The sequence below is a fragment of the Microcystis sp. M_OC_Ca_00000000_C217Col genome (assembly GCF_007095585.1).
GTDB classification, from domain to species: Bacteria; Cyanobacteriota; Cyanobacteriia; order Cyanobacteriales; family Microcystaceae; genus Microcystis; species Microcystis panniformis.
Genome location: NZ_SFBV01000080.1, coordinates 1 through 15,751 on the forward strand (window position 1 = coordinate 1; position 15,751 = coordinate 15,751).

The 15,751-nt window shown below is 45.1% G+C and carries 13 protein-coding genes; 6 read left to right on the forward strand and 7 right to left on the reverse strand.

Annotated elements, in window-relative coordinates; genetic code table 11:
* Nucleotides 1-115 precede the first annotated feature (115 nt).
* Nucleotides 116-898: a transporter substrate-binding domain-containing protein gene (locus EWV66_RS04530; RefSeq protein ID WP_052276148.1), complete on the reverse strand. Its 783-nt coding sequence runs from the start codon at nt 896-898 to the stop codon at nt 116-118.
* Nucleotides 895-1,827, reverse strand: a complete 933-nt coding sequence (locus tag EWV66_RS04535; protein ID WP_052276147.1) for a GGDEF domain-containing response regulator — start codon at nt 1,825-1,827, stop codon at nt 895-897. Before EWV66_RS04535 ends, EWV66_RS04530 begins: the two co-directional genes overlap by 4 nt.
* A 333-nt stretch (nt 1,828-2,160) precedes the next feature.
* Here EWV66_RS04535 and EWV66_RS04540 point away from each other — a divergent pair, with 333 nt between their 5' ends.
* Nucleotides 2,161-5,088: a DEAD/DEAH box helicase gene (locus EWV66_RS04540; protein WP_052276146.1), complete on the forward strand. Its 2,928-nt coding sequence runs from the start codon at nt 2,161-2,163 to the stop codon at nt 5,086-5,088.
* A 14-nt stretch (nt 5,089-5,102) separates the two neighbouring features.
* Here EWV66_RS04540 and EWV66_RS04545 read toward each other — a convergent pair whose 3' ends face one another.
* On the reverse strand, nt 5,103-6,056 hold the full coding sequence (locus EWV66_RS04545) for a tetratricopeptide repeat protein (RefSeq protein ID WP_287108955.1): 954 nt from the start codon (nt 6,054-6,056) through the stop codon (nt 5,103-5,105).
* 297 nt (nt 6,057-6,353) lie between these two features.
* Here EWV66_RS04545 and EWV66_RS04550 point away from each other — a divergent pair, with 297 nt between their 5' ends.
* A complete protein-coding gene (locus EWV66_RS04550) occupies nt 6,354-6,863 on the forward strand; it encodes a YceD family protein (RefSeq protein ID WP_052276145.1) in 510 nt (169 codons plus the stop codon).
* Between the two features lie 62 nt (nt 6,864-6,925).
* Here the strand turns inward: EWV66_RS04550 and EWV66_RS04555 are convergent, their stop codons facing one another.
* Nucleotides 6,926-7,888 (reverse strand): glycosyltransferase family 9 protein, encoded by a 963-nt coding sequence (locus tag EWV66_RS04555; protein WP_052276144.1) that lies wholly within the window; start codon nt 7,886-7,888, stop codon nt 6,926-6,928.
* Between the two features lie 126 nt (nt 7,889-8,014).
* On the reverse strand, nt 8,015-8,617 hold the full coding sequence (locus EWV66_RS04560) for a M23 family metallopeptidase (RefSeq protein WP_287108957.1): 603 nt from the start codon (nt 8,615-8,617) through the stop codon (nt 8,015-8,017).
* A gap of 315 nt (nt 8,618-8,932) precedes the next feature.
* Here EWV66_RS04560 and serS point away from each other — a divergent pair, with 315 nt between their 5' ends.
* Nucleotides 8,933-10,216 carry a serine--tRNA ligase gene (serS, locus tag EWV66_RS04565; RefSeq protein WP_002789586.1) on the forward strand — a complete coding sequence of 428 codons (1,284 nt, stop codon included), beginning with the start codon at nt 8,933-8,935 and terminating at the stop codon, nt 10,214-10,216.
* A gap of 55 nt (nt 10,217-10,271) precedes the next feature.
* Here serS and EWV66_RS04570 read toward each other — a convergent pair whose 3' ends face one another.
* Nucleotides 10,272-11,432 carry a 2,3-diketo-5-methylthiopentyl-1-phosphate enolase gene (locus tag EWV66_RS04570; RefSeq protein WP_052276141.1) on the reverse strand — a complete coding sequence of 387 codons (1,161 nt, stop codon included), beginning with the start codon at nt 11,430-11,432 and terminating at the stop codon, nt 10,272-10,274.
* A gap of 18 nt (nt 11,433-11,450) precedes the next feature.
* On the opposite strand from EWV66_RS04570, the gene EWV66_RS04575 reads away from it, so the two are divergent.
* Nucleotides 11,451-11,660: a hypothetical protein gene (locus tag EWV66_RS04575; protein ID WP_287108959.1), complete on the forward strand. Its 210-nt coding sequence runs from the start codon at nt 11,451-11,453 to the stop codon at nt 11,658-11,660.
* A gap of 145 nt (nt 11,661-11,805) precedes the next feature.
* Complete coding sequence (locus tag EWV66_RS04580) at nt 11,806-12,924, forward strand: peptidylprolyl isomerase (protein WP_052276139.1); 1,119 nt, start codon at nt 11,806-11,808, stop codon at nt 12,922-12,924.
* A 444-nt stretch (nt 12,925-13,368) separates the two neighbouring features.
* Here the strand turns inward: EWV66_RS04580 and EWV66_RS04585 are convergent, their stop codons facing one another.
* A complete protein-coding gene (locus tag EWV66_RS04585; RefSeq protein WP_072927452.1) occupies nt 13,369-14,886 on the reverse strand; it encodes a methyltransferase regulatory domain-containing protein in 1,518 nt (505 codons plus the stop codon).
* A gap of 191 nt (nt 14,887-15,077) precedes the next feature.
* On the opposite strand from EWV66_RS04585, the gene EWV66_RS04590 reads away from it, so the two are divergent.
* A partial coding sequence (locus EWV66_RS04590) for an Rpn family recombination-promoting nuclease/putative transposase (RefSeq protein ID WP_287115910.1) occupies nt 15,078-15,751 on the forward strand: 674 nt, incomplete at its 3' end.

The following is a 15,751-nucleotide window of genomic DNA, read 5'->3' on the forward strand; positions in this document are numbered from 1 at the left end:
AACCCGCACCTGTATGGTTATAAAGTTATCAAGGTACTACATTTACCAAGCGGCTAATCCTCTAAACGTCTTACTGTCTAGTTTCTAGCCAACGAATCGCACCACACCCCACACCCTATCTTCCCATTTCCCGAATTCTCAGGGGGAGTCCCCAATAGTTCAGCCGTTCTGCTAACCAACCGGTGGATTCTAGCCGCTCGATCGCTTGGTTGACGCGTTCTCGGAGACTTTGGTACTGTAAACCTTTAGGGAGAACGACTCCTAGAGCGATCGCCCCTAACTCGATCGGTAATTGACGATAATTGGGGAATTGCTGCACCCAACCAGTTAAAAGGCTATTATCAGCCGCAAAAGCGTCTATTTCCCCGGTTTCCAGTAAATTTAAAGCTTCTTGATAGGAAGCAACCCCGCGCAGGATAGCGTTAGGCAAATTGGAACGCACAAGGGCGATTGTCGTCGAGCCGTTGAGTACGGCGATTCTAGAGTTAGCTAAGTCTTCTAAACGCTGCAATTGGGGGTTTTTCGTCACAAAACCGCTGCTATCGAGGTAATAAAAGGGGCTAAAATCCACTAAGCGCTGACGTGCAGGAGTAATCGCCACACGAGCGATCGCAAAATCTACTCGATCATCAATAACCACCTGTAAACGTTCTTGATTACTAACGGGTTTGAGAATAATAGCACTGTCAGAACCGAGAATTTCTGACGCTAGACGTTTAGCGATGTCGATTTCCAATCCTTGCAGATTCCCCTGAGAATCAAGGAAAGCGAGGGGAGGGAGATTATTTTTAACAGCGACAATTAATTTTCCCCGGCGTATAATTGTATCGAGATCGGCGCTAAAACTTGGGGCTACACCCAAGAGCAAAAAACCAAGAATAAATAACAAATTTTTCATACTGTTTTACCTAAACTAACTCGATTCCTACCTTGATTTTTAGCGGCAAACATGGCATGATCAGCCCGCTCGATCACCGCTTCTAGATTATTATCTTCAGGGCTAAATGTTGCCACACCAATACTAGCAGTAACTCGCACTTTTTGTCGATCAATTTCAATATTTAACTTGTTAATTACTTGACAAATGCGCCAGGCTGTGGTAGCAGCATCTTCAAGATTAGTTTCTGGGAGAATAGCGACAAATTCCTCGCCCCCAAAGCGCCCAAAACTATCCACTTGACGCAGACAGTTTTTAATTGCCCCAGCGACAGTAATTAAAGTTTTGTCCCCTAGGAGATGACCAAAGGTATCGTTAATATGTTTAAAATGGTCGATATCGATGACTAAAACCGAAAAATAACGATGATAACGGCGACATCGTTGCAATTCTTTATCGCCCAAGGCGAGAATTTCTCGACGATTATTCACCCCAGTTAGGCTATCGGTGATGACTAGCTTTTCTAGTTGAGAATTGATATTTTTCAGTTCTTCTTGCGTTTTTTTCAGTTCTAGATGAATTTTAACTCTGGCTAACAGTTCCCAACTATGAAAGGGTTTATTTATATAGTCCACAGCCCCAGAATTAAAAGCATTGATAATATCTTCTTTTTCCTTACTATCTGTTACAAAAATAATCGGTATATGAGCGGATAAAGCATCACTTTTTAGTCTGCGACAAAGTTCTAGTCCCTCCATGTCTGGCATCATTAAGTCAAGAAGAATTAGGTCAAAATTAGCAGTTTTTACTCGTTCTATTGCCTGTTTAACACTACTAGCACAAATAGTGGCATAACCAGCAGAATCAAGAATCTTCACAGCCAATTGGAGATTTTTACCGACATCATCAACCACTAAAACCAGACAGTCTTCAGGACGAAATTTAATCATGATCAGTAGGTATAATTAATCAAGCTAAGGACAAAATAGAGATACAATTAAGTGGCTGGTTATAATTAAATTAAAAATGGATTTTAGGTTCGATCCCCCCTGCCCCCCTTGATAAGGGGGGTGCCGATAGGCGGGGGGATCTGACAACTTTTAACGCCTACCTACCTATTAGTGATACAGCATTTCTTATACAGATGAAGTATGATGGGATTGGGCATCGCCCCCAAAGGTTAAGCTTATCCCTAGTTTCTAGAAGTCCGCTTTTTTCGACTAGAATAAAAAAAGCCAGCCAGAATAGCCACAATTTAAAAAATTTCTCCTCTTAGACTTGACGTGAAAGAGTCCCTCAACCCTACTTCTTTGGATCTCAAAACCATTTTTCCCTTTAAACTCGACGACTTCCAGCAATCGGCGATCGCTGCCCTCGCTGCCGGTAAATCAGTGGTTGTCTGCGCTCCCACCGGTTCCGGCAAAACCTTAATCGGAGAATACGCCATCTATCGCGCCCTCGAAAGGGGTAAACGGGTTTTCTACACCACTCCCCTGAAAGCTCTTTCTAACCAAAAATTCCGGGATTTTCAAGAAAAATTCGGTCGCACCCCCACCGATGGCGATGAGGATTCCCCGCTGCTGTTTGCGGAAGTGGGATTGATTACCGGTGATGTGGTGATCAATCCCTCCGCATTAATTGTAGTCATGACTACAGAAATTTTTCGCAATATGCTCTACCAAACTCCAATCGGTGAGGTAGGCACTTCCCTAGAAAACGTGGAAACCCTAGTTCTCGATGAATGTCACTATATCAGCGATCGAGGTCGCGGCACCGTTTGGGAAGAATCAATTATCTACTGTCCCCCTAGTATCCAATTAGTCGCCCTCTCCGCCACCATCGGCAACCCGGGGGAACTCACCGACTGGATTAACTGGGTGCGGCAACTGCGCCAACCCAGCGACAATAAACAGACCTCCAGCTGCGAGCTAATTAACTCCGATTTTCGCCCCGTCCCCCTGCGCTTTTATTTCGCCAATAAAGAGGGATTATTCCCGCTGCTCGACCCAAAACAGAGCAAAGTTAACCCGAAACTACGCTCAAAAGTCGGCCACGGCAAACCCCGACGCTTAAAACGAGAAGATTGTCCCACCATCGCCTCGATTGTCACCACTCTGCGGGACAAGGATATGCTCCCAGCCATTTACGTCATTTTCAGCCGTAAAGGTTGCGATCAGGCGATTCGAGAGCTAAAAAACCTCAATCTCGTTAATCAAGAAGAAGCTAGAGCTATTTACTACCGTTTACTCATTTTCTTTCTGGAAGATAATCCCAATCTGCAAGAACTAGCCCTTTCCTTCTTTGCCGTCGAAAATCCGCCTCTACACCAGAAATTACTGGCTTTTTTCGCTAATAACCCCCAGTCTGACGAGCAACTCCTCAGCCTCTTAACCGCCGCCCCCGAGACGAAAAATCAACTGTTTGAATTCCTAGCCAGTGCTTCCCAATTGGTGCGGGCCGACCAAGTGGAACCCCTCACCCGGGGCTGTGGTGTTCACCATGCCGGGATTTTACCCCTCTGGAAAGAATTAGTCGAACAACTCTTTGAAGCCGGTTTAATTAAGGTGGTTTTTGCCACCGCTACCCTCTCAGCCGGGATTAATATGCCCGCTCGCACCACCGTTATCTCGGCCCTCTCCAAACGCACCGATGATGGCCATAGTATGCTGACTCCCTCGGAATTTGTCCAGATTGCCGGCCGGGCCGGTCGCCGGGGAATGGACGCAGTGGGCCATGTGGTGACAGTACAAACGCCCTTTGAAGGAGCAAAAGAAGCGGCTTTTCTGGCCATCGCTCAACCGGAACCCCTGCAAAGCTGTTTTGCGCCCAGTTACGGCATGGTCTTAAATCTCCTGCAAAAACACAGTCTAGAGGAGGCCAAAGACCTCTTAGAGCGCAGTTTCGCCGAATATCTCGCTCGTTTGAAGTTAAGCCCCGAACGACAACAGATTACCGCCTTAACCACCGAATTGGCTAAGTTGGATATGGAATTAGCCGGTATCGAACGGGAGCAGGTCTTCAGTTACGAAAAGCTACGGGAAAAACTGCGGGAAGAAGAAAGACTGTATAAAATCATCGCTAGTCAGGCAGAGGCCCAGAAAAGACAGGAAATACATCTAAAATTGCCGAATATTGCCGTCGGAACTATCCTCCATCTCAAGGGCAAACATATTAAGGTTCCCGTCCCCGTCCCCGCTATCTTTGTCAATACCCTGCACGGAGCCGGTCAAGTGCGAACCCTTGTGTGTTTAGGCAGTGATAATCGCTGGTATTTAGCCGCCTATGCCGATATTAGCGAGATAGATCGAGGTTTTCTCGCTCCTGCGGCATTAGGCGAACTGATACCCCCTTCCCTAGAAGCAGTTTCCCTAGGGGGGTGGCGCAAGGGTGAGGAAAATACTCAGGCGATCGCAGATTTAATCCCCCAACAAGTGCAGGGCATCCCACCAGTGGCGGAACTGGCAACACAGGCACAAAAAATTGAAATTGTCAATAGTCAAATTGCCGCTCATCCCCTGCAAAAACGCAAAAATCCAGGGCGATTGATGAAATTATACTACGATCGAGAAATTGCTCGCGATAAGTTACACAAGACCCAGATTAAATACCAAAAACAACAATCGCGTAAATCCTACTACTGGGAAGAATTTCTGAATCTAATCGAGATTTTGCGGGAATTCCAAGCATTAGAGGGTTATTTGCCCACTCCCCTCGGAGAAGCGGCGGCCACTATTCGCGGGGAAAATGAACTCTGGTTAGGATTAGCGATGATGTCTGGAGATTTGGACCGATTGACTCCTAGCCAGCTAGCCGCCGCCATCAGCGCCATGATTACGGAACCCCCTCGCCCCGATACTTGGTGCAATTACCCGCCCGTGCCAGAAGTTATCGATATTTTGCGACAAGGAGAGGAAAATTCCCCCGGTCTGCGAGAAGTTCGCCGTTTACTCTATCAAGCTCAATCTCGCTACGATATCACTATTCCCGTCTGGTTAGAAACCCAACTGATGGGGATTGCCTCCCGTTGGGCCCAGGGGACATCCTGGCCGGAATTGTGCGAAAATACTAGCCTCGATGAGGGAGATCTAGTGCGATTATTACGGCGCACCGTCGATGTTCTCTGGCAAATTCCCCAAATTCCCCGGGTTTCCCAAGTCCTTAAAGATAATGCCCGTCTCGTCGTCACAGCCATGAAGCGTTTTCCTTTGTAATATTGATCGCTATTCTAAACAATGGGAGATGGTAGGGAAAGTAACTGTTGGTGAATCTGCTCGATTAGGGCGAGAATTTGCTGATAATTGTGGTGCAATCCCTGATGATAAAGGTGATTTGCTCCTTGATTTAAATCCGCTAAAGCTGATTGATAATAACCCAATTGATGCCGCAGTAATCCCCTTCTAATATAAGCATCGGCATAAAAAGGATCGATGGCAATCGCCTGATTTAAATGGGCGATTGAGCGATCGTATTCACCTAATTGGTGAGCAGTACAAGCTAGATTATAGTAGGCTGAGGCGTTATTTTTATTTAACCGGAGAGCTTGATTAAAATCCGCCTTGGCTGAGGTAAAATTGTGGAGGGCTAAATGAGATAAACCTCGATCATTATAAATAGTGGCTAAAGTGTCGGGTTGCTGGTTAGTAATTTGACGCAAGGATTGATTAAAATCCGCTAGGGCAAGGGGATAATTTTTCATAGCCGACTGAACTAAACCACGATTATAGTAGGCTTGATAATAGGTGGGTTTTAGCCGGATACTCTCGTTATAATCGGTCAGCGCCTGTGAATAATCTCCCAAACGATAAAAAGCTAAACCCCGATGAAAATAGGCTAGATAATTATCAGATTGCTGTTGTAAAGAGCGGGTGCAGTCTTGCCAAGCGTGCAGATAATCCTGTAAATAAATCTCAGTTAAACAGCGATTACTGTAGGCTAGGGCCAAGTTATTTTCCTGTTCCAGCGACTGATTGAAATCCTGCAAAGCTTGCTGATAATTACCCGCCTCTAGTTGTTCAATTCCCGATCGCAACCAGTAGTGCAAATGTACTGATTTGTCCGCTTTTCCCGGCCGAGGCAATCCCCCCAGCACAAGCGAGCAGAGCAGTGCAACCATAACCAATCCACCGAGGCGAGGAAGAAAATTTTTCAAAACCGTTGACATAGGAGTATCTTTGTGCATATACTCCCAATTCTGAGGAAACTTTCTCAATCGATCAACAGACAGCCTGTCAAATACAGTTATCAGTTATCAGTTATCAGTTATCAGATGTGAGTTTTCAGTTCACTGATTACTGTTTACTGTTCACTGTTCACTGAAAATACACCCCACTTCCCACAGTCTAGAACCGGTCTATGTCTCTAGAGGTCGGGGCTGCGATAAGCTGATAAAGGAAAGATTGTCACCGAGCAATTATGGTGGCGTTACTCGCTAACGCAGTTGACACCCGATAACCGATAAATGATACAGGAGTTATCTATGGAAACTATTTTTATCCCCCACCTCCTCAAATCTCCTGATCGACAAAGAGTGATCATCATCGATAATCTTATCCCCGGTCTAGAAACCTTGACACCGGTGCGGGGAACCTTGCTGGTTAGACATGGGGGCAATTTTTTGGAAGTATCGGTGAAAGCAGAAACCATCGTCACCTTAACCTGCGATCGCTGTTTACAACAATATAATCATCGTCTGCAATTAAACACTTCCGAATTAATCTGGCTAGACAAAAATAAAGACTACGATAGATCCTATCCTCTAGAGCGAGAAATAGCCTACGAAGACCTCTCAGAAACCCTCGATCCTAACGGGGATTTTGACCCGCAAATGTGGTTATACGAGCAGTTATGTCTCACTTTACCCCCCCGTCAACTCTGCGGAGCCAATTGTCAACCACCCGATTTTCTGCTTCCAGAAAAGACTGCCATCGATGGTCGTTGGGCCTCCCTAGAATCCTTGAAAAGTCAGTTATCTCAATCGCAAAATTGAGCTTTGATGCTGATTTTTTTTCGGGTTTCGATCCCAGAGAAAAGCGATCGAAACCCGATTATTTACCGGCCCCAAATCTTTTTCAGGACAGTTTCGGGAGTAATATCGGCGACTTTTCCCGTATTAGCTTCAATATATCGATGACGCTCTCCCCCGCTCGGTAAAACTCTCTTAGACAACGAAGGAACCAGCAGAGAGAGGGTATAGGTTCCCACGGCCACGGCTAACTGTAAAGGGACACTTTCGGTAGCTAACAATAAATTAGCACCGGCGATCATAGCCGCCATTTTACCGATATCGGCCGTTCTCGACACTTTTAAGTTATTATCCATGGCTTTGAGGGCTAAAACCCAAGCTTCATCCAGTTCTCCCTGGATTGCGACAATTGGCAAATCCGGTTGTTGATGGCGAATGCCTTGGATAATTTCTAGCCAACTCTCTAGGGGATAAAGCGTTTCCAGTCCTTGGCTGATGCTGATATCGCTACCGCCGGCGTAGAGGAGAATATAGCCGCTATCCTTGATATTGAGGCGTTGCTGCTCCATTTGGGCCCAATCGATATCATCCCGATTCAATGTTATTTTTAAAGGTGGACAGGGTGCGGCAATCTTTAAACCTTTGACCAGTGCGTGATAATTATCCGCTAGATAGCCTTCCGTTGGCCGGGGGACTTGTTGCGATAAGAACCAGCTGCCATTATTTTCATAGCCTATACGGTTAAGAACACCATTTAACCAGAGTAAAAGGTTGATAGCAGGACGATTGGTGAGACTAATGGCGATTTCGTACTCCCGGTCCCGAATTACTCCCAAAATATTTAAATAATCCGCTAATCCGTACTGATCTCGATAGTCAAATAAAAGCACTTCCCTAACCTGGGGACAGAGACGATAGGCAGCCTTTGCTCTAGGTTCGACCAAAACATCAATGCTGCTTTGGGGGTAAGTTTGCTGGAGGGTTTCTAGAGTGGGAAAAAACAGCAGTTGATTGCTAATTCCTCCCGGTACAAGGGTTAATATTCGCATTTTATCTGGATATACCTGAATCGATCAGCTTAATTTTAGCAGTGTCCCTCGTTATTCACTAAATCCGGGCAGCGATGTTTTTTCTCCACAGAATGCGATCGCAGATTTTCTGATTCCCCTTTTCCCTTAACTATTACCCGAAGGATTAGAACCGTACATAGCATTTAAAACCAAAGCGGGGTCAACGTATTGATTGCCGTACATCAGTCCCCAGTGCAGGTGTGGTCCGGTGGTGCGTCCGCTCATTCCCACTCTAGCCATGCGCGCCCCTGCCGGTATATCCTGACCGAGAGTAAGGACGATTCCTCCTTCCATGTCAATCAAAAAAGTACCGCGGCTATCGGATTGAACCGAACCCATGAGATGACAATAAATATGTGTCCATTGACCGGATTGCATCTTAATCATGGTGCCACAGCCTGTATGATCCGATAACTCGACGATTCTGCCGGTCCACCAATTGCGAATATAACTGCCCAAGGGTGCGGCCAGATCTAAGCCGGCATGAAATTGTTGACTGCCATCCATGGGAGAGGAACGATAACCGAAACCAGAGGTATAGGTTTGAAAGTTTTCCACGGGGAAGGAGGCCCCGGCCCAAGCATTTTGAGCTATGAGGGTGGGATTAGCTTTAACGGGGTGTAAACGGTCAAATCCTAGAGAAATTAACGTTACAAGACAGCTAATCGCTAAAAAACGCAGGAATTTAACAGGCAGATACTTTAGCATGAGACTTACTCCAAACACCAAAATTAAATATACCCCAGTTTCCGCTGCCGCTAATTTTACCGGCGGCTTTTAACCGATATTTTAGTTAAGTTTTGAGTTATTATTGACGATTGGTTAGCGGTTGACAACATTTCCCCTCAGGCTGCCGATTCCCCGACTCCCCCACTTAATTTTTACTTTTTACTGACTCGTAAGTAGGGAGGCACAATTATTTGTAGGATGGGTTAGCGGTAGCGTAACATGATCGGGCGTTGGGTTTCATGCTTCAACCCAACCTACGTTCATCTTATATTTAATTCCACCCACCCACTTACCATGTTAGACCTAAAGCAAATTAGAGAAAATCCAGAGGAAGTACAGAAACGCTTAGATAGTCGGGGAGGGAGTTATGATATTGCCCCTATTCTTCAGTTAAATCAACAACAGAAGGCTTTAGAGTTAGAACGCAGCAGTTTACAGGCCCGGGGTAACGAAATCGGTAAACTGGTGGGACAAAAAGTGAAAAGTGGCAGCGATGTCAACAGTCCCGAAATTTTGGCAATGAAAACAGAAGGAAACGAGATTAAAAGTAAACTAGCTCAATTAGAACCGCAGGAAAAAGAGATTAAAGCGGCCATTGACCAAAAAATCTTAGATTTACCCAATTTACCCAGTGAAACCACTCCTATCGGTAAGGATGAACGGGAAAATGTCGAAGTCAAACGCTGGGGAGAGGAATATAAACCCACCAACCCGAATATTTTGCCTCACTGGGAAATTGGGGAAAAATTGGGCATTTTAGACTTTGAACGGGCAGTAAAGATCGCCCAGAGTCGTTTTGTTAATCTTATCGCGCTCGGGGCAGCCCTAGAAAGAGCTTTAATTAATTTTATGCTCGATCGCCATATTGTCGCCGGTTATACAGAAGTTTTACCGCCAATTTTAATTAATAGTGACTCCCTGCGCGGGACGGGACAACTGCCGAAATTCGCGGAAGAAAGCTTTAAATGTCGAGATGATGAGCTTTGGTTAGCACCAACGGCAGAAGTACCCGTAACTAACCTTTATCGCGATGAAATCCTCTCATCGGAGCAATTACCGATCAAACACTGTGCCTATACCCCTTGTTTTCGTCGAGAAGCGGGCAGCTATGGCAAGGATACGAGGGGCTTGATCCGTTTGCATCAATTTAATAAGGTGGAAATGGTCAAAATCGTCCATCCTGACGCTTCTGCTCAGGAACACGAAAGTTTACTTGCTAATGCAGAGGCAATCCTACAAGCTTTACAGTTGCCCTATCGGGTGATTGAATTGTGTAGCGGTGACTTGGGTTTTTCGGCTGCTAAATGTTATGACTTAGAAGTGTGGCTACCTTCGGCTAATACCTATCGGGAAATTTCCAGTTGTTCTAATTTTAGAGACTTTCAGGCACGACGGGCAAATATTCGCTTTAAAGAAAAAGGGCAAAAAGGCACTAATTTTGTCCACACCCTCAACGGTTCGGGATTAGCGATCGGTCGTACTATGGCCGCTGTCCTAGAAAATTATCAACAGGCAGACGGGACAGTAAAAGTGCCAGAAGTGCTGCAACCCTATCTAAAACGGGAAGTTATTTGTTAAATTTTCTAAAAATGCTTGACAAAATACTTGTATAGTGCATTGGAAAAAGTTGCTCTTAACCCCACTCTAGAATTGCCTGTTTTAAGGCTCCTTCGGGCAAATTAGCGGGATCAAAAGACTCACCCGCTTCCACTCTCCCTAAAGCTTCAAAAAAAGCTCTCACACCACTGGCCGGTCCCCATGGGTGGTCCATAATTCCGGTTCCCGCATTGAGGATAACATTACGTCCGTAATCCCCAAGGACCTGGGGAACAATACCGGGACGAATGCCGGCCGAGGGAACCGGAAAAACGTTTCTATCGCGCAAAATATCGCGAATTTTGCCTTCCTCCTGGGGGTCGAAGGGTAAACTACCATAAGCGGCCGGATATAGCACCGCATCGGCTCCTGCGTGGGCCATCATCGTCCCCAAAACCACAGAATAGGCTAATCCCGTATCGCTACCGGCACACATCGCTCCAGCAAAGGCAGGATGGGCGAAAATAGGAACATCGATCGCTGGATCACTGGCTAAAGCTTCTAAAACGGAAAACCCGTAGGTCAGAACGTTTAATAACAGGGCATTAGCCCCATGTTTCACTAATAAACGGGCTTTTCTCTGCAATTCGTCCGCTTTTCCAGTGACATTGACCGCATAGAGAACATTTCTACCGGTTTGCTGCCGCACTTCCTCCAAAACCCGCCGACAACAATCTAGGCGCTCGTGGGTGGGAGCCACGGGAAGATCCGCCATGATTTCATCATCTTTAATCACGTCTAAGCCAGCAAAAGCCACTTCTCGCAGGATATCGGCGTGATCTTGCGCCGATAGTCCTAAAGCGGGTTTAAAAATTGCCATGACTAGAGGTCGATCATAAACCCCCAAACGTTGCCTAATTCCTGTGATTCCCACCTTGGCTTTTGTGCCGTAGTTTTCGGGTAGGTACACCCCCACCACTTTTCCGGCTCCAGCCATGGAATATTTGCCGAAAATCATGGTTAAAAGACTGGCGATGTCATTTTCAACGTTTATCTCGGGAAAACGCACCCTAGCCACCTTATAACCGTCGGCTTCCTCCCTGATCCCCACCACTTCCCCTAGGTGTTGTTGCAGCTGCTCTTGACGATGACCGTGGCGCTCGCTCCAAGTGCCAGCGGTTTGACCGATAGCGATCGTTTTTGCCTGTTTTTCGGCATTAATAGCGGGAGGAAAGCGATAATCGACAATAATAGTCATAAAAGGTAAAAAAAGGGAGTGGGAATTATAAATTATGAATTGGGGAATTGGGGAATTGGGGAATTGGGGAAGTGGGGAAGTGGGGAATTGGGGAAGTGGGGAATTGGGGAAGTGGGGAGGTGGGGAGGTGGGGAAGTGGGGGAGTGGGGAGGTGGGGAATTGGGGAATTGGGGAGGTGGGGAATTGGGGAGGTGGGGAAGTGGGGAGCCTTTTTTCAGTAAACAGTAATGGGTGAACTGAAAACTCACATCTGATAACTGATAACTGATAACTGATAATGGCTTCGATCAGTTTTCTCAGCTATTGACAAGGGTTCCCCTAAAAGCCTACAAGTATTTTGGATAGGTATAGCCATTGAGGAACCGACCAAAATATGAAAATAAAGACAAGATTACGGGAATGGGGCAAATTTTTCTTAAAAAGCGGTGCTAGTATCGCCCTAGCACTATTTTTAATCTTAAGTCTGTTCACGGTTAAGGGGACTGCTCCTGCTTTAGCTGTGCTTGCTCAGGGTGACGCGGTAACGGATCCCACTGCTATTTTACGCAATGCCTTACCCATAGATAATAAACCAATTCGTCAAGTGCAACAATCGATCGAAGATATTGCCAAACATCTGCGGGCCAAGCGTTGGAGTCCGATTAAAAAAGATGTCAAGGATGCCAATTATACCCTTTCTACCAAAAGCAAGGCTATCTTAGATAGTGTTCCCGAAGCCAGTACAAGCCAAGGGGAGGAATTAATCGAAAAACTGAAAACGGAAGTGGCAGCCCTGGATACGGCCGTAGAAGCGAAGGATAAAGAGGCAGTTTGGTCAACCAGACGCGAATTACTCAATAATATCACTGCTTTAGAAGAATTAATGGTAGTGGGTTTTCCCTTTAACGTTCCCCCGGAATACGCTAACTTGCCGCAATTGCGAGGACGCGCCACCGTAGAGATGCAGACCACCAAAGGAGATTTAACCATCGTTGTGGATGGTTACAGCGCTCCGGTTAATGGGGGTAACTTTGTGGATTTAGTCCAACGGGGTTTTTATGACGGTTTACCCTTCATTCGCAGCGAAGATAATTTCGTTGTCCAAACCGGGGACCCCGTCGGTGCAGAAGAAGGCTTTTTTGACCCAAAAACTAAGCAATATCGCTCTATTCCCTTGGAAATTTTGATTAAAGGGGAAGAAGAACCAGTTTATGGCAATACTCTCGAAGAATTAGGGATTTACTTGCCCAGTCTCGCTTTGCCTTTTAACGCTTTTGGTGCGTTGGCCCTAGCGCGTCCGGATACCAATCCTAACGGAGGTTCCTCGCAATTCTTTTTCTTTAAATTCGATAATGAATTAACTCCTCCGGGGTTTAATCTCATGGATGGTCGTTATTCGGTTTTCGGCTATTTAGTCGAGGGAAAAGAGGTGTTAGAAGAACTTACCGATAAGGATAAGATTATCACCGCTAAAGTGGTTTATGGCTTAAATAATCTCGTGCAACCTAGCTAGGTTGGCGTTTTTAACTAGGTTTTGTCAAGGCAAAAGATTAGTCAAGATAGGGGAAGCAGCTCAGATTCTGGGTGCTTCCCCCCATACCCCAGAAAAGTAGCAATTATCGGGGTCAATATTTCCCGCTAGTGAAAGCAAGGCAGTTAGTAGATGTTACTCTGTTAATGACCATTTAAGTAAAACGTAGGGTGCGTTAGACGGCAGAAATTCCTGCTTTGACTTGAAAGTAACAATCCGTCGTAACGCACCACTAAGTAGTAAAACGTAGGGTGCGTTAGACGGCAAAAATTACTGCTTTGACTTGAAAGTAACAATCCGTCGTAACGCACTCGTAACGCACCACCTATCATCAACTAAGTAGTAAAACGTAGAAAGTAAAAATCCGTCATAAAGCACCACCTATCTAAGTAGCTGGTTACAATGAGATCACTTACTTAGTATTTACTAAATACCTAGTTTTTGCAATGTTAGTAAACGTTCTTTACTAAACTGCTCGTACACTGTTTTCAGATGAGTAATATTCTCCTCCTCTGTTTCCAAAGTTTTCCCGTCTTTAACCACTTTTTTGCCTTGACTTGCCAAAATTTGCCAAACAAATTGTACGGCATCTTGGTTAGAGGATTTAGCCAAGAGGAATAATTGTTCTAAACGATTGACCACTACTCCAGTCCCAATCAAAGGAGAAGCTAAAAAGCTTAATTCCTCACTATAGACTGCTTTAGCTTTCACTGCATTATTAAAAGCATCAGTAGATGGTTTCCGTTGTTGGCAAGTTTGCTCATCCACAGCAGGATGAATATAGCCAATACCAGTTAAAATCACGAGAGCTTGGTAAAGACCATTTAAGTTAATATTTGAGGTTTTGGGGTGATTTTGTAGTTGCAGTAAAGTTTGGGGAGATTCCGCCAAAACCTGACAAATTGGCTGATAAATTGCCTCCTGTAACTTAACTTCTCCCACGGGAAACTGCTGCTCGAACTTGATATTTGCGGGATTAACAAGTAGAGCAAACCGGGTTTCTTGTAGTTGTTTAAGCTGTTCTTGGTTGGTTAAACCTAAAGAGCCTCGAATAAAAATATCACGACGGAATTGGCTATTAACAAAGAAATCTCGCACCACTTCTCGATAGATTGGGTCGCTGATTTTTGCTAATTTTTCTTGGGCAACTGGGGAGAGATTGACCATATCAATATGATCATTAATATGGGCGGAACCCACATATTTAAGTTTAGCATCCTCTAATTCTTTCGCCACTTCATCGAAGTAAAAAGAATTCCATTCCTGATTGAAATACTCGTGAGCTAAATAATAACGATTTTGTTCCTTTAGGCGCTCGTAACGACTTTTTAAAATTGGATTTTGGGCAAAATAACTAGCATTAGCCTCTAATAATTCTCCTGTAAAATTAAGTGCCTGTTCAATGCGGGTTAAAATTGGTTCGGAACTGTGTTGACCATGGCGCAACATTAAAGCTTGCATCGGCATCGCTGCTGACCAACCCGGCAGGGCATTATAGGAGATATAAACTAATCCCCCCACCTTGAGATTGCGGCGCATAAAATCAACTATTGCTTGGCGGTTTTTGGCACTAATCCAGCTATAAATTCCGTGCAGACTGATGAAGTCAAATTGAGGTAAATCTCGCTCTAAAAATTCCTCAAAACTATCATCAAAGAAAAGAATATTCTTCATTCCCGCCTTGGCTGCTAAATCTCTGGCAGTGGCGATATGGCTAGGATTGAAATCATTGGCATAAAATTGGGCGTGGGGATAGGTAGCTGCTAAAATATTCGTGGTAAAACCCTGACCACAGGCCAATTCACAATAGGTAAATTCTTGACCGGAATCGGGGGGGTGAATCGATTTAATCAGAGTCGCTAAACCTAATTTTAGGGGACTTAACTCGCCGTAAAAGCCGCTAGTGTAGTTAACTTCTGATACATATCCTTCTGTCCAACTCATAGATTTTCCTCAAATATAATGACAATTCCTAAAATTAAGACTCGATTATACAGCAAAAGAGCCATCTCCCCTAGATTTTTGTTGGTGACAGCAAGGAGAAAAAATTATACAATGTCTATTAATACTAGAGTATTAACCGTTTAGCCAAACGATTCGGCAACTGCCAATAAACCCTAGAAGCGAGATTTCTCGTGAAAACTGACAGTATCTTTTACCAAATATTCCTGCGCTTTCCGGACAGTTTCTTTGACCTAATCGGACAACCGCAACCGGGAGCAGCAAACTATCAATTCACCTCCCAAGAGGTGAAACAACTCTCTTTCCGTCTCGATGGCTTATTTATACCACTCAGAGAAGATATTCAGCAACCCCTCTACCTAGTGGAAGTGCAGTTCCAACCAGACGACACCCTCTACTATCGACTTTTTGCGGAATTGTTCCTATTTTTAAAACAATATCAACCACCCCACCCCTGGCAAATTGTCGTCATTTATCCCCATCGTCGGGTGGAACGGGAACAATCCCTGCATTTTGGCGAAATCCTCAATTTATCAAGCGTTAGACGCATTTATCTCGATGAATTGCCCCCAAGGGACAATCCCTCCTTAGGAATTGGTGTGATTAAATTAGTAGTAGAGTCGGAAACAGCAGCGGTGAGGACTGCTCAAACCCTAATCGAGCGCACCAGAGAAGAAATCACCGACCAGTCCAGTCAACGGCAGTTAATTGACCTAATCGAAAGTATCATCATTTACAAATTACCCCAGAAAAGTCGCGAGGAAATTGAAGCTATGTTTGGACTAAGTGATTTAAAACAAACGAGAGTCTATCAAGAGGCACTGGCCGAAGGAGAAGAACGGGGTCT